Origin of the sequence: Nonlabens sp., assembly GCF_965660805.1 — a bacterium.
Taxonomy (GTDB): Bacteria; Bacteroidota; Bacteroidia; order Flavobacteriales; family Flavobacteriaceae; genus Nonlabens.
Genome location: NZ_CBFIBE010000037.1, coordinates 1 through 21777 on the forward strand (window position 1 = coordinate 1; position 21777 = coordinate 21777).

The 21777-nt window shown below is 35.4% G+C and carries 24 protein-coding genes; 21 read left to right on the plus strand and 3 right to left on the minus strand.

Features of this window, described 5'->3' with window-relative positions; all coding sequences use genetic code 11:
• The first annotated feature begins 192 nt into the window (after window positions 1-192).
• The 3 genes from ACTF48_RS08905 (at window position 193) to ACTF48_RS08915 (ending at window position 1758) form a co-directional block, all read left to right on the plus strand.
• On the plus strand, window positions 193-918 hold the full coding sequence (locus tag ACTF48_RS08905; protein WP_438962801.1) for a tRNA-uridine aminocarboxypropyltransferase: 726 nt from the start codon (window positions 193-195) through the stop codon (window positions 916-918).
• A 149-nt stretch (window positions 919-1067) separates the two neighbouring features.
• The gene (locus tag ACTF48_RS08910; RefSeq protein WP_438962802.1) at window positions 1068-1286 is read left to right on the plus strand and encodes a putative signal transducing protein; all 219 of its coding nucleotides are present in this window, start codon (window positions 1068-1070) and stop codon (window positions 1284-1286) included.
• Window positions 1287-1329: 43 nt separating this feature from the next.
• Entirely contained in the window at window positions 1330-1758 is a 429-nt protein-coding gene (locus ACTF48_RS08915; RefSeq protein WP_438962803.1) for a DNA-binding protein, read from the plus strand.
• Window positions 1759-1797: 39 nt separating this feature from the next.
• Here ACTF48_RS08915 and ACTF48_RS08920 read toward each other — a convergent pair whose 3' ends face one another.
• The gene (locus ACTF48_RS08920; protein WP_438962804.1) at window positions 1798-2736 is read right to left on the minus strand and encodes a LysR substrate-binding domain-containing protein; all 939 of its coding nucleotides are present in this window, start codon (window positions 2734-2736) and stop codon (window positions 1798-1800) included.
• 362 nt (window positions 2737-3098) lie between these two features.
• Here ACTF48_RS08920 and ACTF48_RS08925 point away from each other — a divergent pair, with 362 nt between their 5' ends.
• From ACTF48_RS08925 to ACTF48_RS08970, 10 genes are all read left to right on the plus strand, one after another.
• Complete coding sequence (locus ACTF48_RS08925; protein WP_438962805.1) at window positions 3099-3638, plus strand: NADPH-dependent FMN reductase; 540 nt, start codon at window positions 3099-3101, stop codon at window positions 3636-3638.
• Window positions 3639-3642: 4 nt separating this feature from the next.
• On the plus strand, window positions 3643-4143 hold the full coding sequence (gene tpx / locus ACTF48_RS08930) for a thiol peroxidase (protein WP_438962806.1): 501 nt from the start codon (window positions 3643-3645) through the stop codon (window positions 4141-4143).
• 2 nt (window positions 4144-4145) lie between these two features.
• On the plus strand, window positions 4146-4526 hold the full coding sequence (locus tag ACTF48_RS08935) for a diacylglycerol kinase (RefSeq protein WP_438962807.1): 381 nt from the start codon (window positions 4146-4148) through the stop codon (window positions 4524-4526).
• An 88-nt stretch (window positions 4527-4614) separates the two neighbouring features.
• Entirely contained in the window at window positions 4615-7023 is a 2409-nt protein-coding gene (locus tag ACTF48_RS08940; protein WP_438962808.1) for a DNA translocase FtsK 4TM domain-containing protein, read from the plus strand.
• A 10-nt stretch (window positions 7024-7033) separates the two neighbouring features.
• A complete protein-coding gene (locus tag ACTF48_RS08945; RefSeq protein WP_438962809.1) occupies window positions 7034-7672 on the plus strand; it encodes a LolA family protein in 639 nt (212 codons plus the stop codon).
• Window positions 7673-7697: 25 nt separating this feature from the next.
• Window positions 7698-9125: an LptF/LptG family permease gene (locus tag ACTF48_RS08950; RefSeq protein ID WP_438962810.1), complete on the plus strand. Its 1428-nt coding sequence runs from the start codon at window positions 7698-7700 to the stop codon at window positions 9123-9125.
• Between the two features lie 29 nt (window positions 9126-9154).
• A complete protein-coding gene (gene ribB / locus ACTF48_RS08955; protein ID WP_438962823.1) occupies window positions 9155-10303 on the plus strand; it encodes a 3,4-dihydroxy-2-butanone-4-phosphate synthase in 1149 nt (382 codons plus the stop codon).
• Between the two features lie 2 nt (window positions 10304-10305).
• On the plus strand, window positions 10306-11118 hold the full coding sequence (murQ, locus tag ACTF48_RS08960; protein ID WP_438962811.1) for an N-acetylmuramic acid 6-phosphate etherase: 813 nt from the start codon (window positions 10306-10308) through the stop codon (window positions 11116-11118).
• On the plus strand, window positions 11118-11360 hold the full coding sequence (locus ACTF48_RS08965) for a DUF6095 family protein (protein WP_438962812.1): 243 nt from the start codon (window positions 11118-11120) through the stop codon (window positions 11358-11360). The genes murQ and ACTF48_RS08965 overlap by 1 nt, the downstream gene beginning before the upstream one ends.
• Before the next feature lie 248 nt (window positions 11361-11608).
• Window positions 11609-12373 carry a CDP-alcohol phosphatidyltransferase family protein gene (locus tag ACTF48_RS08970; RefSeq protein WP_438962813.1) on the plus strand — a complete coding sequence of 255 codons (765 nt, stop codon included), beginning with the start codon at window positions 11609-11611 and terminating at the stop codon, window positions 12371-12373.
• A gap of 272 nt (window positions 12374-12645) precedes the next feature.
• On the opposite strand, the gene ACTF48_RS08975 is transcribed toward ACTF48_RS08970, so the two are convergent.
• Both ACTF48_RS08975 and ACTF48_RS08980 read right to left on the minus strand, forming a co-directional pair.
• Entirely contained in the window at window positions 12646-14082 is a 1437-nt protein-coding gene (locus ACTF48_RS08975) for an NADP-dependent isocitrate dehydrogenase (RefSeq protein ID WP_438962814.1), read from the minus strand.
• A 263-nt stretch (window positions 14083-14345) separates the two neighbouring features.
• Window positions 14346-14987 carry a protein-L-isoaspartate(D-aspartate) O-methyltransferase gene (locus tag ACTF48_RS08980; RefSeq protein ID WP_438962824.1) on the minus strand — a complete coding sequence of 214 codons (642 nt, stop codon included), beginning with the start codon at window positions 14985-14987 and terminating at the stop codon, window positions 14346-14348.
• A 268-nt stretch (window positions 14988-15255) separates the two neighbouring features.
• Here ACTF48_RS08980 and ACTF48_RS08985 point away from each other — a divergent pair, with 268 nt between their 5' ends.
• From ACTF48_RS08985 to ACTF48_RS09020, 8 genes are all read left to right on the plus strand, one after another.
• Window positions 15256-16224, plus strand: a complete 969-nt coding sequence (locus tag ACTF48_RS08985) for a Gfo/Idh/MocA family protein (RefSeq protein WP_438962815.1) — start codon at window positions 15256-15258, stop codon at window positions 16222-16224.
• A 91-nt stretch (window positions 16225-16315) separates the two neighbouring features.
• Window positions 16316-17569, plus strand: coding sequence for a serine hydrolase domain-containing protein (locus ACTF48_RS08990; RefSeq protein WP_438962816.1), 1254 nt, complete (start codon window positions 16316-16318; stop codon window positions 17567-17569).
• Between the two features lie 12 nt (window positions 17570-17581).
• Window positions 17582-18469, plus strand: coding sequence for a 3-hydroxyacyl-CoA dehydrogenase family protein (locus tag ACTF48_RS08995; protein ID WP_438962817.1), 888 nt, complete (start codon window positions 17582-17584; stop codon window positions 18467-18469).
• A gap of 86 nt (window positions 18470-18555) precedes the next feature.
• Window positions 18556-18789 carry a hypothetical protein gene (locus ACTF48_RS09000; protein ID WP_438962818.1) on the plus strand — a complete coding sequence of 78 codons (234 nt, stop codon included), beginning with the start codon at window positions 18556-18558 and terminating at the stop codon, window positions 18787-18789.
• A gap of 5 nt (window positions 18790-18794) precedes the next feature.
• Complete coding sequence (locus tag ACTF48_RS09005) at window positions 18795-19106, plus strand: type II toxin-antitoxin system RelE/ParE family toxin (protein WP_438962819.1); 312 nt, start codon at window positions 18795-18797, stop codon at window positions 19104-19106.
• A gap of 186 nt (window positions 19107-19292) precedes the next feature.
• Window positions 19293-20516: a DUF1015 domain-containing protein gene (locus ACTF48_RS09010; RefSeq protein ID WP_438962820.1), complete on the plus strand. Its 1224-nt coding sequence runs from the start codon at window positions 19293-19295 to the stop codon at window positions 20514-20516.
• Complete coding sequence (locus tag ACTF48_RS09015) at window positions 20513-21181, plus strand: YggS family pyridoxal phosphate-dependent enzyme (RefSeq protein WP_438962821.1); 669 nt, start codon at window positions 20513-20515, stop codon at window positions 21179-21181. The genes ACTF48_RS09010 and ACTF48_RS09015 overlap by 4 nt, the downstream gene beginning before the upstream one ends.
• Window positions 21182-21266: 85 nt before the next feature.
• Window positions 21267-21662, plus strand: a complete 396-nt coding sequence (locus tag ACTF48_RS09020; RefSeq protein WP_438962822.1) for a DUF2721 domain-containing protein — start codon at window positions 21267-21269, stop codon at window positions 21660-21662.
• The last annotated feature ends 115 nt before the right edge of the window (window positions 21663-21777 follow it).

The following is a 21777-nucleotide window of genomic DNA, read 5'->3' on the forward strand; positions in this document are numbered from 1 at the left end:
GATTCTGGAGCCTTTTTTATTAGTATAATCTTCTAGTTATCGAGGCAACAGTTGTAAACTTCCCAAAAAACAACACTGATTAAAAGAAAAATATTAATGTTAACTTTATATCATATTAAAAGGTGTCTGGAAGGTTAGAAACAGAACCTATTGTTTAATTATGTAATTCATTAGATATCTAAAATAATTTCATTGCACCTAGAATCAGAAGATCCAAGAATACAATGTTACCAATGCATGCGCCCTTCTAGCACTTGTATTTGTGAACATATCCACCCTTTACCTACTCAAACCCGTTTTATTATTTTAATGCATCCTAAGGAATATAAAAAACAAAAAAATGGAACGGGACACATGACTCATCTACAATTAGAAAATTCTGAGATCATCGTAGGTGTAGACTTTACAAATAACGACCGTGTTAATAGAATTCTGAATCAAAAAAATAATCGTTCTTTCTTGCTCTATCCAGGAAAAGATAATTTCAACTTATCGTTAAGAAATAGCTCAGAAATGAAATCATTTCTAGGTACTACTCCTCACCTATTTATTCTAGATGGCACCTGGCCTTGCGCACGCAAAATGCTTAAATTAAGTAGCAACCTGCAGCAACTTAAAAGAGTAAGTTTTGATCAAACCATAAAATCAAAATTTATTATCAAACAGCAACCAGAATCTCTTTGTTTAAGCACCATTGAATCAGTACATACTGTATTAAACTTACTTAAGGCAGGTGGTATAGAACAAATTGAAACCGCCAGATTCTTAATTCCTTTTGAAAAAATGATAGAATATCAGTTAGATTATATGCTCCACCCAGAACATAACAAAGATGACTCTATCGTTCAACTGAAAATCCCACCTAAAAATAACTATAAAAAATCCTCACAGCGCAGTGCGATTCTAGACCACGAGTAAACTGTATCGCTTAAAATAAACAGTAAAACCAGTAAACGGTAAATCATATATCGTCCTAGTAGCTATCTATTACTATTAAATATCTTAAGGTAAACTGATATCAAACTCATGCTATGTTGTAACTTAGTACTTTTTAAAACCATCATTTTATGAGCAAGCATATTAAATTAATAACAGACAGTTCCATCACCATTACTAGAGCTGCAGATGTATTAAAGCAACAAGGAATTGCTTGTATAATTAAGAATCATGTGGAGTCAGGAAGGCTAGCCGGTTTTGGGACGTCTCATAATGATGTAGATTTATGGATTGAAGAAAACGATCTTGAAAAGGCTCAAAGTATCTTAAAAGAGTTCCATAATTCTTAATTTTAAATACCGTCACAGATCTTAAAAACCCCCTATAATACTGATGAATTTTAAAGCAGGAGATCAAGTAGATCTAAAAATAGAAAGCATAACACCGCTAGGATATACCGTTATTATAAATGGTGAATTTGAAGGATTACTCTATGCCAGTGAGGTTTATCACGATCTAGAAGAAAACGACGCAGTGACTGGCTATATAAAAAACATAAGGGAAGATAGTAAAATAGATGTATCACTACGCCCACAAGGTTTTTTAAACGTCATAGACCATGATGTGGATAGAGTATTATCAGAACTCAATGCAAGTCCTAACGGTTATCTTTTACTTACTGATAAAAGTCCGCCAGACCATATACGTTACCATTTAAACATGAGTAAAAAAGCTTATAAAAAAGCCTTAGGGAAACTATATAAACAAAAGGTAATTACCATCTCTGAAGATAAAGTCGAGTTAGTAGATAAGGGAAAATAAAAGTATTAAAAACCATCAACTAGATTAGGCTTTAAAAAACTACCTCTTTGCCACAGGACTTATAATCTGCACGTTAGAAAACGTAATTGCTCCTTTGATAACTCCTGCTATAACTTCTTGCAGCGCTTCTATGATTTGCATTTTAAGTTCGCTACGGTGATAAATAAGACTCACTTCTCGTGCTGGTGATGGTTCTTCAAAATAGCTGAGGTTCTCTTTTTTGCGATCGCTTAGATCCATAGTATTTAGATAAGGTAATAGCGTCATTCCTAAACCTTCATCAGCAAGTTTTATGAGCGTTTCAAAACTACCACTTTCCAGCATGAATCGTTCCTCATCTGTATCTCTAGAACCTCTACATAGATTGAGTACACTATCTTTAAAACAGTGTCCATCTTCTAGAAGCAGTAATTCATCTACATTAATATCTTGAACTTTAAATTTGTTTTTATCTTTTCCAGCCATTCTAGGATCATAAGCCACAAATGGTTCATAATACAAGACACGTTCCTTAATCATCTCATGATTTAAAGGTGTAGCAGCTATGGCGGCATCTATACTACCATCTTGCAGTGCGTCTATAATATGATCTGTAGTGAGTTCTTCTATGCGCAATTTTACCTTAGGGTACTTATTCACAAAGTTCCTCAAAAACATAGGTAATAACGTGGGCATGATGGTAGGGATCACTCCTATCTTGAACTCTCCACCTATAAAACCTTTTTCCTGATCCACGATATCCTGTATGCGATCACTTTCATTCACTATATTACGTGCCTGTTGCACTATTTTCTTACCGGTTTCAGTGAGCTCAATAGGCTTTTTAGTACGGTCAAAAACCTGAATATCTAACTCATCTTCAAGCTTTTGAATCTGCATACTTAAAGTAGGTTGTGTTACAAAAACTTTCTCAGCAGCTTTAGTGAAATTTTGGTATTGCGCCACGGCAAGAACATATTTCAATTGAGTGATCGTCATAATAGATATTTTCTACAAAAATAATTAAATCTATTGAGTTTAACTATGGTGAAACTTCCTTTTTTTATATTGATTTGTCCTTACTGTTATACTTTTAATAGGAGTTCTTTTAGAATATACGCTTTCGCGAAAGCGTAATTAAAAAAATAGTACTGGAACCCAGAAGATAGTTATTCCTTTTAATATTATAACATAACTAAAAACCCATATGAAACGCACTTAAACACAAGCATATAAAACCGATAGCGATACGGCTATGGGCTGCTCTAATATGCTCACATAAAAAAGAACCTATAAATTAACATTTTCACAACTCCTTGTAAACTTAGGTACGGCTATTTTTAGGACATAAATATGAACCTATGAAAATCACCGCATTTGCTGGTAGTAACAGTAAAAACTCTATTAATAAACAGCTCGTCACGCATACAGCTCATTTATTTCAAGAACAGGCTACTCAGGTTTTAGACCTTAATGATTTTGAAATGCCGTTATATGGAATTGATTTAGAAAATGAATATGGGATTCCAAAATCTGTTATCGACTTTTCAAATATTCTGAAAGAAAGTGATTTATTAATCATCTCTCTTGCTGAACATAATGGAGCATATGCAACGGTATTTAAAAACTTGTTCGACTGGTTATCTCGTGTAGAAGGTACTAAAGGGTTTCATAACAAGCCTATTTTTCTCATGGCTACTTCTCCTGGAGCTAGAGGTGGTTCTAGTGTACTAGAAATTGCCAAAGGCAGATTCCCTTATAATGATGGACCCGTTATAGACACTTTTAGTTTACCCAGTTTTTCCAGTAACTTTAATTCAGAAACAGGAATCACAGACACGGCTTTAAAAGCTGAACTAGATGCCAAAATTAAAAATATAAAAACACAACTTAACTCATAGCACTATGGCTACTATAACACTTGGCGGAAACGAGATTTTAACAATCGGCAGCTTACCAGAAATAGGTACTCAAGCTCCAGATTTTAAACTAAAAAAAGCAGACCTGTCTGAGGCTACTTTAAATAATTATAAAGGAAAAAGAGTCATCTTAAACATTTTCCCGAGTATAGACACAGATGTATGTGCTACCTCAGTAAAAAGTTTTAATAAAAGAGCAACTGATCTTCATAACACTGCAGTCTTATGTATTTCTCGAGACACTCCTTTTGCTCAGAAACGCTTTGTAAATGATGAAGGACTTGAAAACGTTGAAAATTTAAGCGATGTTATAGATGGAACTTTTGGTAATGATTACGGACTTACCATCACTACTGGACCGCTAGCAGGTTTTCATTCTAGAGCCGTTTTAGTGCTTGATGAAAATGGAAAGGTTATGTACAGCGAGCAAGTTCCAGAAATTGCACAAGAACCTAATTATCTTGCTGCTTTAAAGACACTATTATAAAAGTGGCACTAAGATCATTTCTATATAAAAGATTAAAAGGTTGCGGTTATGCTTTTAAAGGTGCCGTGACCTTAATAAAGACTGAAGCTAGTATTCAAGTCCAGGCTATCATAGCTATTATTATGACTATTGCTGGTTTTTACTTTGATATTACAGCAACAGAATGGATCATTCAAACCATAGCCATAGGACTCATTATGAGCCTAGAAGGTATGAATACTGCCGCAGAGGCTATAGCCGATTTTATTCATCCAGAATTTCATGAAAAAATAGGTCATATTAAAGATATTGCAGCCGGAGCAGTCTTTATTACAGCCATAACAGCGGTGATAGTAGGTAGCATTATTTACATTCCCTATATTCAAGAATTCTTCTTTACATGATCATTAATTCTACATTAGGTAACTATTAAGTAAAACAATCACTTAATAAGAGTACAATATTGTTATTTTTGTGAGTTCACTATAGAGTATGGCTAAAAAGAAAACAACTCAAAAATCACTTCTCAATAAAATGACCTTGTCCAGCTTTAAATTAAGCCGCACACAAGAGGTCATTACTGGACTGGTGTCTATAGGTATAGGAACTATACTATTGTTTTCTTTTATATCATTTTTCTTCACTTGGCGTGAGGATCAGAGTATTCTAGGCGATTTATCACAACGTGAGCTTCCCGCAAAAAACTGGCTCAGTAAATTAGGTGCTGGGCTTAGTGATTTCTTTATTTATGACGGTTTTGGTGTAGCAGCACTTTCTATACCAGTACTTGTAATAGTTACTGGGATCTACTTATTTGCCGCTAAGAAAGATGTTTTTACGCTTTCGCGAAAGCGTATACTCAACCTCTGGTTCTGGGGAAGTTTACTCATGCTATGGTTATCCATTACCTTAGGTTTTTTCCATGAAACGAACCCTTTACTAGGTGGAAAAGTAGGACTAGAACTTAATGACTTTATGCAGGACTATATAGGCTTGCTAGGTACTATAGTGGTCATGATTATTCTAGCCATTATATACATGGTGCTGAGATTGCATATTACACCAGAAAAAGTGAGTGCTTATTTCACTAAAAAAGCAAGTGAAGTTAAAGATAGTTTTGAGCCAGATCTTGTACCATCTGATGAGGAAAAAGACTGGGAAACGGCTACTATAGAAGGAAAGGAAGTAGATAAAGAAATAACATCTCCTACTCCACCTGATCTCAAAGAAGCGATAGAAATAACTAATCCTGAACCAGAGATCATTCCAGAACCTATCTTAAAAACCATCCCTAAAACTCAAGATGATGACGTAGATGTAGAAATTAACGCTGTCATAGATGAAGATGAGGCTATACATAGTAAAGCTGAGAAAATCGTTGAGGATTTCGGTGAGTTTGACCCTACATTAGAATTGAGTAATTTTAAATTTCCACCGCTAGATTTATTAAAAGATTATACGGGTGGTAAGACCATAACTATTAATGAAGAGGAGCTACAAGCTAACAAGCTCAAAATTGTAGAAACGCTCAATAATTATAAAATAGGTATTGCAAAAATTACTGCAACTATAGGTCCTACAGTTACTCTATATGAAATAGTTCCTGAAGCTGGTGTGCGTATTTCTAAGATTAAAAATCTAGAAGATGACATTGCTCTTTCTCTTGCGGCACTAGGGATACGTATCATAGCTCCTATACCTGGTAAAGGAACCATAGGGATTGAGGTTCCTAACCAGAACCCATCTATAGTCTCTATGCGATCTGTGATTGCCTCTCCTAAATTTCAAAATGCAGAGATGGCCTTGCCTATCGCTTTTGGGAAAACTATTAGTAACGAGACCTTTGTAGTGGATCTAGCCAAAATGCCTCACTTACTTATGGCTGGTGCCACTGGACAAGGTAAATCTGTAGGTCTAAATGCTGTACTGACCTCTTTATTATACTCTAAACATCCCGCAGAAGTTAAGTTTGTACTTGTAGACCCTAAAAAAGTAGAACTTACTTTATTTAATAAAATAGAACGCCACTATCTCGCAAAACTGCCTGATAGTGAAGATGCTATTATCACAGATAATTCTAAGGTGATCAACACCTTAAATAGTTTGTGTATAGAAATGGACCAGCGCTATGATATTCTTAAAGAGGCTATGTGCCGTAATATTAAGGAGTATAACGCTAAGTTTAAAGCGCGTAAGCTCAACCCTGCAAACGGCCACAAATTCCTGCCATACATAGTCTTAGTAGTAGATGAATTTGCAGATCTTATTATGACTGCTGGTAAAGAAGTAGAAACTCCTATAGCTAGACTAGCACAACTTGCCCGTGCTATAGGTATTCACTTGATTATAGCAACGCAACGTCCATCTGTAAACGTAATTACAGGTATGATTAAGGCTAACTTCCCTGCTCGTGTTTCATTTAGAGTACAACAAAAAGTAGATTCACGTACCATCTTAGATAGTGGTGGCGCAGATCAATTAATAGGTCGTGGAGACATGCTTTATACAGCAGGAAACGAAATTATAAGAATTCAGTGTGCCTTTGTGGACACTCCTGAGGTTGAAAAAATCACTGATTTTATAGGATCCCAAAAAGCATATCCAGATGCTCATTTATTACCTGAGTATGTAGGTGAAGAAGGTGGCACAAGCATTGATAATAACATCGACGAAAGAGATAGTAAATTTAGGGAAGCTGCAGAGATTCTCGTAATTGCTCAACAAGGTAGTGCCTCTTTATTACAGCGTAAATTAAAATTAGGTTATAATAGAGCTGGCCGTATTATTGATCAACTCGAAGCTGCTGGAATAGTAGGTGGTTTTGAAGGTAGTAAAGCGAGACAAGTATTAATCCCTGATTTAACCTCTCTTGAAGTATTTTTTAACGAAGAAAAAAAATAAGTTTAAACTCATGAAAAAGATTTTCATTTTATTAATGTTTTGTGTTGCGATTATTGGAAATGCTCAAAACTCAAAAGCAGATCAATTACTCAAAGAAGTAGCCGCTAAATTTAAAAGCTATGAAAACGTAGTTTTTAATTACAAGGGAAATTTACAAAATACAAAATCGCAACTTAATCTAGATGTTCAAGGTGAAGCAACATTGAGCGGCGAGAATTATAACGTAGATTTTATGGGTAGCACTTATGTATATAATGGCTCTAAACTATATGTGATTAATCGTGAAGATGAACAAGTTACTATCTCTACACAAACAGATTCAGATGAAGGTCTTATATCGCCTACTAATATTTTAACCTTTTATGAAAAAGGATATCGTTCAGAATGGGATATTGAACAAAATGTGCGAGGTCGTAAGATTCAATACATCAAACTAACGCCTATTAAATCTGACTCAGAGTATGAAAAAGTACTTTTAGGTATAGATATTAATACCAAGCATATCTATAATGCTATAGTTACTGAAAATAGTGGAACTAAAGCTACTTTTACCTTATTATCCCTTAAAACTAACCAGCCATTACCTAAAAAGAGTTTCAGCTTTCAACCGAGTGATTATGAAGGCTGGGATATCGAGAACCTAGACTAGATTGAAAATACTGGATAGATACATATTGACCTCATTTATAAAGACGTTTTTAAGCGTCTTTATTGTGATTATGTTTATACTTATCCTACAAGCGATATGGCTTTACATTAAAGATCTTGCCGGTAAGGACTTAGATATGATTACCATAGCTAAGTTTATGATGTACACCATTCCCGTAATTGTGCCTTTAGCTTTACCTCTTAGTATCTTGCTAGCATCTATTATGGTTTTTGGTAACATGGCTGAAAATTATGAATTTGCTGCCATGAAGTCTAATGGAATCTCATTACAGAGAGCCATGCGTAGTTTGATCATCGTGGTGGGCGTTCTAGGAATTACTTCCTTCTTTTTTGCAAATACCGTTATTCCATGGGGCCATTTTAAACAAGGTAATCTGCGGCGCAATATTGTAAATAAAAAGCCCGCTATGGCAATAGGTGTAGGAACCTTTAATCAAATAGGAGATATCAATATAAAAGTAGATAAAAAATCTGGAGATCGCGGTCAGTACTTACATGATGTTCTTATTCATAAAAAAAACCGTAAAAGAAGTGGAAACTATACGGTTATAAAATCTGAAAAAGGAGAATTAAAAAGCTCCTTAAAATCTAATATCATACAGCTCGTACTGAGTAATGGTAATTATTACGATGATTTATTTCCAGAAAATGCTCAAAAAAGAAGAAGCTCACCTTTTGTGCGTAGTTCTTTTGAAACCTATACTTTAAATATAGATGTATCTGCTTTAAACAAAGATAATCTCGATGAAGCTAGTGTTACAGATAATCATCGTATGCTTAAGATCCATGAATTACAAACGAGTATAGATTCTTTTACTACAAAGTTTAATAATAATTTATCTACCTATCATGAACAACAACATAAAAGATGGGCACCTGAATTATTTAAAACCAGAATAGGAAAAGAAACAGAAATTATAGAAAAAGAAATAGGTTCTGATTTTATAAGTGAGCTCAGCATTTACGACCAGCGTCGCACTATTGAAAACACAATTAATAAATTAAAACAACAACGCTCTGCTCTAAAGAACAGAGTATTTCAATTAAATGAAGAGCATAAAAGAATAGCTAAACATGAAATTGAAATACAAAAGAAATTTGTTCTCGGCGTGGCGTGTATTATTCTTTTCTTTATAGGAGCACCACTAGGAGCTATTATTAGAAAAGGTGGTATGGGACTGCCATTAGTGATCGCTACGTTATTCTTTTTAACCTTTCACTTCATAAATATTTTTGCTGAAAAAGCAGGCGTAGAAGGAGCATTCCCTACTTGGGTAGGCGCCTGGATGGGAACACTGATCATATTTCCTATAGGGATATTCCTTACCTATCGCGCCACTACAGATCAAGGCTTTTTTGATTTAGGCGGCTCTATAGAATCCTTATTTTCAAGGTTTAAAAAAAAGCCAAAGAGCCCAAGTGCAGCACCTTAATTCTTATCTTTGTGCAAAAGATAAAACGCATGACTACTGCAACACAAAGAACTACCTCCATAAAACTAGATTCCATAGAAGATGCCATAGAAGACATTAAAAATGGTAAGGTAATAATCGTTGTAGATGATGAAAACAGAGAGAACGAAGGCGACTTTTTAGCATCGGCACAATCAGTGACTCCAGAAATGATCAATTTTATGGCCACACATGGTCGTGGTTTAATTTGTATGCCTATCACAGAATCTCGTTGTAAAGAATTAGAACTAGATATGATGGTTACTAATAATTCTGACCCTATGGAAACCGCTTTTACTGTTTCTGTAGACTTAAGAGGACATGGAGTTACCACAGGAATAAGTGCAGCAGATAGAGCAAAAACTATTCAGGCAATGATCCAGCCAGATACTAGAGGTCATGAACTCAGTAAACCAGGACATATTTTTCCGCTTAGGGCACGTGACGGTGGTGTATTAAGACGCACAGGACATACTGAAGCTGCTATAGATTTTGCTAGACTTGCAGGACATGAACCAGCTGGAGTAATTGTAGAAATCATGAATGATGATGGAACTATGGCTCGTTTACCACAGTTAGCAGAAGTTGCCAAAAGATTTGATTTAAAACTCGTTTCCATTGAAGACCTTGTCGCTTATCGCATGAAAAACGATAGTCTTATAGAGAAGAAAGAAGATTTTACATTACAAACCAGATTTGGTGAGTACAGATTGCGTGCTTATCAACAAACCACTAACCAGCAAATCCATTTAGCCCTTACACTAGGCGACTGGAAAGAACATGAAGAGGTTTTAACGCGCATGAATTCTACTCAGGTAAATAACGACCTTTTCAGCACTCTTACATCAGAGGCTGACCGTAAAATAGATGCAATGTTTCATCGCTTAAATCAAGAAGGAAAAGGCGCGATTGTATTTATAAACCAGCAGTTTCAACCAGAAAATATGTTGAGCCGTTTAGAGCAACTTAAGGACTTGCAGGAAAAAGGAGAAGTAAAAGCTCCTCGTAAAAATCTAGATAATAGAGATTATGGTATAGGTGCTCAAATCTTGCATGATCTTAAAATTTCTAAACTCAAGCTACTTACTAATAGTGAACAGAGTAAACGTATAGGTATGATAGGTTATGGCTTAGAAATTACAGAAATCTTAAGCTATTAAAAATGTTTACTAAAACTACAGAACTAGACTCTTTATATGATGGTCTGGAGCATATGTCTACGACAGAACTACTAAATAATATAAATAAGGAAGACCAGAAAGTAGCTCTAGCGGTTGAAAAAGTAATTCCTCAAATAAGTGAACTGGTGGAGACCATCGTTACTCAAATGAAAACTGGTGGTCGTTTATTTTATATAGGAGCAGGAACTAGTGGTAGGCTAGGAATTCTAGACGCTAGTGAGTGCCCACCTACCTTTGGCGTTTCTCATGATAAAATCATTGGGTTAATAGCTGGTGGCGATACCGCGATACGTAAAGCCGTTGAAAACGCAGAAGATGACACGCAACAAGCCATAAAAGATTTAAAATCTCACTCTATTAATGAACGTGATGTAGTAATAGGCATAGCCGCAAGTGGCACAACTCCTTATGTTCTAGGTGGTTTACAGCAATGTAATAAATTAAACATCACTACAGCATCTATTACTTGTAATGCCGGTAGCCCTATAGCGATTGAATCACAGTTCTCTATTACTCCTATTGTAGGACCAGAGTTTGTAACTGGAAGCAGCCGCATGAAAGCTGGAACAGCTCAAAAACTAATTTTAAACATGATCAGTACCTCTGTTATGATTCAACTAGGCCACGTAAAAGGAAATAAAATGGTAGACATGCAATTAAGCAACGATAAATTAGTAGATCGTGGAACACGCATGATCATGCAACAAACAGGACTTACTTATGAAAATGCCCACCAAGCATTAAAGGACCATGGCAGTGTAAGAGCAGCCGTGGATCAAATCGCTAATTGTTAATGAAAGATCAACAGCAACCATCTACAGATAAACAAGTACTTCAAAAAGGAATTACCAGACTCATGATGGCTATTCCGTTTATATTCTTAGGTCCAGTGCTGGTTTACATCGGTGCAGGAAGTGATCATCCCATTATATTTTTAATGCCTGGAATCGCTTTTTGTATTCTTGCCGTTTATCTAATGTTCTACGGTATACGTACAATCTTAGACTCCATGTTTAAGACTGATAAAAGAAGATAAGCACCTCATACTATACCTTTATGACTGCTGTTTTCAATTTAAATTATACCATGTAAGCCAAAAGCACAGGAATAATAATTACAGTAATACTAGTACAAAGGAAATAGGTACACTCCAAAGAAAACAAACACGACTAATACTTTTGGTCATATACCAAATAAAAAATATAGATAACAACCTCTATTTAGTCTTATATTTACGACTTTCAATTTTGGTATATTCCGCATTACAGTATTCTATGACATTACATGTCTAAACTTCCTTCTGAGCATAAATTTATAGACCTATCAGACTACGGTAGGCCTGTAGCGATTATTATCGCAAACTCATTAAAAACGACCAGTTTTACTCCTATACATGTGACTATAGGGTTTATCATTTCTGGTATAGCAGCTATTTATGTCATACTCACAGGCCATTACTGGTTTGCTGCATTTTTTCTGATTCTCAAATCTATTCTAGATGCTGCAGATGGTGAGCTTGCACGTGTAAAAGAAACTCCATCTTACACAGGTCGTTACCTAGACAGCGTTGCAGATATTATTTTAAACCTACTATTTTTTCTATCGGTCTGGCGCATTTCCAGCAGCAGTATATGGATTTGTATAGCAGCTTTTCTAGGATTGCAACTTCAAGGAACTTTATATAATTACTATTATGTGATATTGCGTAATAAATTTGATGGTGATATGACCAGTCGGGTTTTTGAAAATAAAAGGCCCGTAGCGCTACCTGGCGAGCAGCAAAAACATGTAAACACACTTTTTAGCATGTACCAATTTCTTTATGGAGCGTTTGATAAGGTCATTTATTTTCTAGATCCTCGAGCAGCTTATGGTAAGATCTTGCCTAAATGGTTCATGAGTGCAGTCTCCACCTTTGGACTGGGCTTTCAATTGCTTATTATCGCTGTGTTACTGGTAACGGGTTGTAAAGAGTTTATTTTGCCTTTTTTTCTAGGCTATACGGTGATGGTGTTTGTTTTTATAGGACTAAGGAAGTTCTTGTTTTAACCACACTTTGAATTAAATAAGTCGCTCAAAACAAACGTATTATCTTTTAACGTAGTTATAGCCTTAGATGATTTGCAAGACTTAGACTTAATACCAATTCATCATTTACATACCGTAAAAACAAATTGGTGTAACTACTGAGATAAGTTTAAGTAAAAAGAAGATATATATCACCGCTATTATTCTTTTAGGTAGCACGCTTTCGCGAAAGCGTAAACTAAAAAAGCAGCTCTATTTCTAGAACTGCTCTTATTTATTTCAAGTGATTTGTACTACTGTCCTTGCCCTAAAGAGTAGCCTAACTGTCCGTCAAACTCATATAAATTTTCAGTCTTAATAGCGTCTAGTTGCTCTACTCCTATTTTATGAAGTAAATCTACAATACTCTGGTTGAAGACTTTTTCAGTTCCTACTGATTTTTCAAAACGGCATCTCCAGTGATCTGTGCAAAAAGTTTCTTGAAAACCGTGTGGCCATACCTTAACACCACGATTAGTAATCATTTTTAGTTCTAGATCACCGTTTGCCTTACTTAATTGTACCGCGAGATCATCTGCCTGAGTGCCTTTCCAGTCTATAAAAACATCTACACCTACTAGGACTTTAGTTTGTGGTGTTTTGCGTTTATATTTTTTAATATCGATTTGAGCATTAGTATTATATACTACTTCTGGAAGATGTTTAGGTTTATGACCTAGACGTTCTATAACAGCATCAGCAAATTCCATGGTGTTTACCAGTTTCTTACTCACGCCTTCTTTATAGATATCGGCCGTATGAATTCCTTCTTCAATCACACAAGACCAAGCGTTTTTAATAATCATGGCTACATCTTGCGCACCTATATGATTGAGCATCATAATAGCTCCTCGTAATAAACCTGAAGGGTTTGCTATTTTCTTTCCTGCAATTAATGGCGCAGAACCATGAATAGCCTCAAACATAGCACATTCCTCGCCCACATTTGAAGAACCTGCAAGCCCTACAGATCCTGAAATCTCTGCAGTAATGTCTGACACGATATCTCCATATAAGTTAGGTAAAACTACCACGTCAAATTGCTTTGGCTCGTTAGCAATTTTGGCAGCTGCAATATCTACAATCCAGCTATCTGATTCTATTTCTGGATACTCAGCAGCAATCTCTTTAAATACTGTATGGAATAATCCATCAGTAAGTTTCATGATGTTATCTTTTACAAAACAACTTACCTTTTTACGGTTATAGAGTTTTGCATATTCAAAAGCATATCGTACGATCTTCTCACATCCTGGACGCGTGATTAACTTCAAGCACTGATAAACCTCATCTGTCTGACGGTGCTCGATACCGGCATAAAGATCTTCTTCATTTTCACGTACAATCACCACATCCATATCAGGATGTTTAGTCGCTATGTATGGAGCAAAGCTATTACAAGGTCTTACATTTGAAAAAAGACCTAATGTTTTACGTAAGGTTACGTTTAAGCTTTTATACCCTTTACCTTGTGGTGTGGTAATAGGTGCTTTTAAAAAGATTTTATTTTTTCTTATGGTGTCCCATGCCTCATTAGGAATTCCGGTTGTATTTCCAGCAAGATACTGTTGCTCTCCTATGGATACTTCGTCCCATTCTATAGGCGCTTTTGCAGCGGTTAAGATCTTTAAAGTTGCGTCCATTATTTCTGGACCTATTCCGTCTCCTTTAGCTATCGTGATTCTTGTCATTATCGAGTTGTTTTTAGATACGACAAAGTAAAAGCTTTAATATCATAAATTATAATTTATATTATTTATCCATTACATAACAATAATTAATGATTTAAAATAAATAATCACAACTACTTTCAAGGTAGATAAGCTTTTAAAAGATATAATTTTTGAAAAACTTAAATAATAGGAACTTAAGAGCTGTTAACGATGTTAATTATTTTAACATATTAAAAACCAAGTAAGTAAAAATATAGATGCTGGATAAAATCTTTGAGGCTTTACTGTTTGCCTTCTAGAAAAGGTACAAACCTAAACTCGCCAAAGGTTTTTTTAGAAAATTCTGTAGCACTTTCACGCACGAGCAAGGTCATGATTTGGGAATCATCACCTACGGGAATTACCATACGACCACCTATTTTGAGCTGGCGCAATAAGGTTTGAGGAATATCTGGAGCGCCACAGGTGACTATGATGGAATCAAAAGGCGCATCTTCTGGCAGTCCTTTATAACCGTCACCAAAAACATATCTTTTAGGACGGTACTGTAATTTCCTGAAAAGTAAATTAGTCTTTTTATAAAGTTCATTCTGACGTTCTATGGTATAGACATGCGCACCCATTTCTAATAAAACAGCACACTGATATCCACTACCTGTTCCTATTTCTAGAACTCGATCACTAGACTTTACTCGGAGCAGTTCACTTTGAAAAGCTACGGTATAAGGATGTGAAATGGTCTGGTCTGCACCTATGGGAAATGCTTTATTTTGGTAAGCATGTTCTAGAAAAGAACTATCGAGAAATAAATGACGTGGTACGGCATTCATGGCATTAAGAACGCGCTCATCCTTAATTCCTTTTTCACGCATCATCGCTACGAGCTGGCGTCTTTTTCCTTTATGTATATAATCATCTTTGATACCGCTAATTTATAATGAAGGATTTTAATATAAAGGTTTTTTAAAGAAAAAAAACGAGCAATTTATAACGATAATATCCTGCAAAAAAACACCCTTTGCCTATCGGCGTTTCCCTCTAGGGAAACAGTTCTACAAAGTATTTTAAATTAAAATACATCATCTTATTTTCAAGGAAGCAAGGAGATCGTGTTTACCGTTGTAAAGCCCTAAACATTTAATATAATTTTCTGGAATTGAATCCTTATTTTTGTGGAAAACCAAATAAATTATGCTTAAAGCTGGCGTGCTAGGTGCTGGACACCTTGGAAAAATTCACTTGAAACTTCTGGAACAAAGTGAGCGTTATGAATTAATAGGATTTTATGATGCAAATCCAGAGTATGCAAGACAAATTGAGAGTGAGCTAGGATACAAGTACTTTAGTGATATTGATAAACTTATCGCCGCATGTGACATGATAGACGTGGTCACACCTACATCATCACACCATGAAAGTGGTATGAAAGTTCTAGAAGCTGGGAAACATCTCTTTATTGAAAAACCCATTACAGTTACTGTAGAAGAGGCAGAGGATTTAATAACGCTTTCGCGAAAGCGTAACTTAAAAGGTCAAGTAGGTCAAGTAGAACGATTCAATCCTGCCTTTAGATCTGTAGCAGACCGATTTGATAACCCCATGTTTATAGAAACACACCGACTGGCAGAATTTAATCCGCGAGGAACGGATGTGAGTGTGGTGCTCGATTTAATGATCCACGACATAGATGCTATTTTAAGCGTAGTTAAAAGCAAAGTGAAATCTGTAAGCGCTAGTGGTGTTTCTGTAATTTCTAAAACCCCAGATATAGCCAATGCTCGTATAGAATTTGAAAACGGTTGTGTGGCAAACCTTACCGCAAGTCGCATAAGCTTGAAGAAAATGCGTAAAGCTCGTTTTTTCCAGCGCGATGCTTATATAAGTGTAGATTTCCTTACTAAAGCCGTAGAAGTGGTGCGCATGAAAGATGCACCAGATGTTCCTGGAGATTTTGATATGATACTGAAAAATGCCGAAGGTGAGAAAAAGCAAATCTATTTTGATAATCCAGAGGTTCAAGATAATAATGCCATTTTAGATGAACTAGAAACCTTTGCCGATGCGATAGAAAATAACACCAGACCTATAGTTAACCTGGAAGATGGAACTGCTGCGCTAGACGTGGCTCTTCAAATTATCAAAGAATTCAAATCTCTTTAATCTAATAACTATAATGTACGGTCGAGCGCAGTCTGCCAGCCGGTAAAGGCAGGTCGAGACCTGTTTTATACTAGAGTAATAATTATAACCTATGAAATTTAAAATACTTCTCATTCTAGTTTGTTGTTATAGTTTCTACAGCTGTAAAGATGTTTCAACTGTACATCCAGATGAAAACATTATCGTTAAAGCAGTAGAAATAGAACTCGATAAAAAACTAGATAGTATTCATAAACTAAAGCACTTCCACGGTATAGGTGTTGCCCTGGTAAACGATAAAGGTCCTATTTTTCAAGAAGGTTATGGTTATTTAGATCGCAAAATCAGAGCAGATTATACAGAAAACACGATTCAAAACATTGCTTCTATTTCTAAAGTAGTTCTAGGGTTAACACTGGCTAAAGCTGTAGAAGATGGACATCTCAAATTAGAAGATGACGTGAATACATACTTAGATTTTGATGTACGTCATCCATTATTTCCTGAAACTCCAGTTCTTGTAAAATATCTTACCAGCCATACCGCTGGGATTCAAGATGGTGATTATTATGATTTAAGTTATGTAAACCTAGAAGAAGATGCGCTAGATAATCCTAAAATAGATCAGGATGAATTAGAGTATTTTAATGATAAAAAGACAGCCTTATGTTTAGAGGCATATCTAGAAAAAGGGTTTCAAACTAAAGACAGTATTCAAGATTCTTATATTTTTCATAATGATGAACCTGGTACGACTTATGCTTATTCTAACATAGGCGCTGGTTTAACGGCATTAATTATTGAAAAAGCCACAGGAACTTCTTTTAAGGAATATTCTAAAAAGCATATCATAGATCCATTAGGTCTTAAAAATACCTCATGGAATATTACTGATTTAGATACGCGCAATCGCAGTACCTTGTACAGCACCTTAGAATTGCGTTATCCACTTTACAGGTTAATCACATTTGCAGATGGTGGATTATACACCAGTCCTAATGATTTAGGCATCATCTTAACAGAACTTATAAAAGGTTATAACGGTAAAGGAACCTTGTTAAAGAACACAACCTATGTAACATTCTTTAAAAAACAACTCGAAGAATCTATGTTTAAAACAGATGAATCCCTAGCCGATTTCCATAAAGGATTTAACAAAGGTATATTCATTACTTATGAACGCGGTGCCATAGGACATTCTGGTGGTGATCCTGGTGTGAGTACCTTAATGTTTTTTAACCCAAAAACAAACCTAGGTCGCATAACATTTTTAAATACAGATTTTAATAGCAAAGAAGCTTATGAAAGTTTCATCGCTACAGACTCCATACTAGAAAGCTATGGAAACCTAATACTAAAAAAATAAATTACTTTACTTATGAAGAATATTACTGTAATAGGAGCTGGAACCATGGGAAATGGAATAGCACATACATTTGCACAATCAGGTTTTAACGTTTCTCTTGTAGATATATCACAAGAAGCACTAGACCGTGGAATAGGAACTATATCTAAAAACCTAGATCGCATGATTGCTAAAGAAAAAATCACCGAGGCTGACAAAAACCAAACGCTAGGCAACATTACTTCATTTACAGATTTAAAAGAAGGTGTTTCTCAAGCAGATCTAGTGGTAGAAGCCGCAACAGAAAATGTAGATTTGAAATTAAAGATTTTTGGACAGATGGATGAATTTGCACCAGCAAACTGTATTCTTTCTACAAACACATCTTCCATCTCCATTACTCAAATAGCTGCCGTAACTAAGCGACCAGAAAAAGTAATAGGTATGCACTTTATGAATCCAGTGCCTATTATGAAACTAGTAGAAATTATAAGAGGTTATTCTACTGGTGATGATGTTACAGAAACTATTATGTCGCTTTCGCAAAAGCTAGGAAAAACACCTACCGAGGTGAATGACTATCCAGGATTTGTTGCAAACCGTATTTTAATGCCTATGATTAATGAGGCCATAGAAACATTATATAATGGTGTTGCTGGAGTAGAAGAAATCGATACGGTAATGAAACTAGGAATGGCACATCCTATGGGACCATTACAACTAGCAGATTTTATAGGACTGGACGTTTGTCTTTCTATCCTCAACGTCATGCATGATGGATTTAAAAATCCTAAATATGCCCCATGTCCATTGCTAGTAAACATGGTTATGGCAGGTAAAAAAGGCGTGAAATCTGGAGAAGGTTTTTATGATTATAGTGAATCTAGAAAGGCTGAGAATGTGAGTGCTAGTTTTAAATAGAAAGTAATGAAGACTCATAAGCAAGCGTGAAACACCTATGAGTTGAACACCACTAATTTTGTAACTTTGATTAAAAGACAGGTAAAATGAATTTAGAAGCACGAAAAATCGAATTTGTTCAGGAATTTTTAAAACTTCAAAGCGAAGAAGTCATTTTACGTTTGGAAAAAATACTGAAAAAAGAAAGAGAAACTGGCGAAGAATCTCTTTTTCAGCCCATGACAAAAAATGAGTTGAATAAACGCATTGATCAATCAGAATCTGATTTTAAAAATGACCGCTTTAAGAGTAGTTCAGAACTGCTAACCAAATATAATTGATGGACATGAGAATTATTTGGTCAGCATTTGCAGAAACGCAACTCGATGAGATCTATGAATATTACAAAAACAAAGCAGGTAAAAGAATAGCGAAAAAGTTGATTTATGGACTTATTAATGAACCTAATAAACTATTAAAATCTCCATTCATCGGTCAAGAAGAAGAATTGTTAAAAGACCGAAAAGCAGATTATCGCTATTTAGTTTATAAAAATTACAAGCTTATTTATAGTCTTGAGGAGAAAACAGAAACAATTAAAATTGCCGATGTTTTTGATTCAAGGCAAACTCCTAACAAATTGAAACGAACGAAATAACAAGCTTTTAATGAAACTAATTATTGGCTAGCTATTTTAGTAATTCAGTAGTACACTCAATATATAATCATTAAAAATAATTTTAAAGAATTTGATAATACAAACATAAAGTACTACAATTCAAACGAGTACAAAATTTTAAAGCTACGTAAAAGAAACTCTAGTAACATTAAAGTAAACCAATAAATGCCCATCATCAAACCTTTTAAAGGAGTACGAGCAGCGCCACACATGGCGTCGCACGTGATATCGCGCACCTATCAGGACTATAGTGATGCAGAGTTAGAGGCTATTTTAAAATATAATCCGTTTAGCTTTTTACATATTCTTAATCCTGGTTATAAATTCAGTCATAGTTTAAAAGGTGAAGAACGCTTTAACCTAGTGCGCAATCGCTATCTAGAGTTTAAAGAAGAATCTTATCTAGTTCAAGATGAGCAACCTGTTTTTTACATTTATGAGCGATCAGACGCAGTACATTCTTATACAGGAATTATCGCAGGAACCGCCACAACCGATTACCAAAATGGCCTCATTAAAAAGCATGAAGGCACGCTAGAACCACGCGAGCAATTATTTAAAGAATATTTAAAGACCGTAGGCTTTAATGCAGAGCCAGTACTACTCACCTATCCCGATGATGATGAGGTAAATCAAGTACTGGAAAAACAAAAACAAACACAACCCGTTTATGACTTCTTAACCACAGACCACAGTCGGCATAAACTATGGGTGATTGACTCTAAAAAGGATATGGAATTGCTACAGCAGCAATTTAAAAACATGCCTCATATTTATATCGCAGATGGTCACCACCGCAGTGCAAGCTCTTCCCTGCTCTCTAGCGAACTGAGAAATCGACATGATAGTTATAATTATTTTATGAGCTACATTATTGCACAAAGCCAGCTGCGCATTTATGAATTTAATAGGCTGGTTAAAGACTTGAACGGTTTGAGCAAAGAATCTTTTCTTATGCAACTGGATATGAAATTCCGTATACAGAATCGAGGTCTTGAAATGTATAAACCGTCTAAAAAACACCATTTCTCGATGTATTTAAATGGTGAGTTTTACAGCCTTTATTTACGTAAAGATACTTTCCAGATTGAATCTGCGCTGGATGATCTAGACACACAAATGTTATATGATCTAGTATTAGAACCTATTCTAGGCATACAAGATTTGCGCAATGATTCTCGTATTGCCTACAGCTACGGCCAGACTGATTTACTACGCATTAAAGATCGTGTGGATAAAGGCGAGTTTCAAGTAGGTTTTGGACTGTTTCCAGCTACAGTAGAACAATTAAAATCCATTGCAAACGAGTCCATGATCATGCCGCCTAAAAGCACTTATATCAAACCTAAATTGCCTAGTGGTTTAACCATTTATGAATTTGAATCATGAGTATAAAAGATAACTTATTACGCTTACGCGAAAGCGTAGAACCCAACGCCACACTAGTTGCCGTAAGCAAAACCAAACCTATAAGCGACCTGCAAGAGGCTTATGATGCTGGTCAAAGACATTTTGGAGAAAATAAAATCCAAGAAATGACCGATAAATGGGAAACACTTCCCAAAGACATTCACTGGCACATGATAGGTCACACGCAGCGCAATAAGGTAAAATATATGGCGCCTTATGTACATTTAATACATGGTGTAGATTCAGCACGTTTACTTAAAGAAATTAATAAACAAGCCTATAAAAACAATCGGGTTATAGACTGTTTATTACAAATTCATATCGCTGAGGAGGAAAGTAAATTTGGTTTTGATCAGCAGGAATTGCTAGAACTTCTAGCCAGCAAGGACTTTAATGATTATAAAAACATACGTATCACAGGACTCATGGGAATGGCCACCTTTACAGATGATCAAGAACAAGTGCGTAAAGAATTTAAGAGCCTGAAAACACTACTCGACCACATTAACGAGAACAACCTCATCCATGAATCTCACAAGTTAAAAACACTTTCCATGGGCATGACTGGTGATTATAAAGTCGCGCTAGAAGAAGGAAGCACCATGGTAAGGATAGGAAGTGCAATTTTTGGGAGTAGAGCTTAGTCACCTCAGTTCATGAAGAAAAATACTTGAATGACTTCAATACTATAAAAACAGCAAAAAACTAATAACTTATCTTATAATAACCTTGAATCTTTCCCTAAACATCCCAGCCCTACTCTTCCCAGCTATTTCTCTAACCATGCTGGCTTATAACGCTCGTTATCTTGCTATAGCTGCGTTAATTAGAAACTTACATAGTAGTTATGTAGCAAATGAATCAGAGAATTTAAAAATTCAGGTGGAAAAGCTAAGAAAGCGACTTACCATAATTAAAAATATGCAAGCCGTAGCCATATTGAGCTTTTTACTAGCCGTGATCACCATGTTTTTAATTTACATAGAATTGAATTTTTGGGCAAATCTTGTTTTTGGAATCAGTTTATTTGCACTGATGGTTTCTCTCATTCTATCATTGATCGAGGTACAGCTTTCTACAAAGGCGCTTTCAATTCAATTACAAAACATGGAGACAAAGAAGTGATTTTTTTTGAAATACTTCTTAATGCAGGTTATAAATTAAACACCAATCAATTTTTCATAATTTTTAAAAACTTAAATGATTTAATTCTCTAAACCTTTAAGTTTATCAGGTTGAT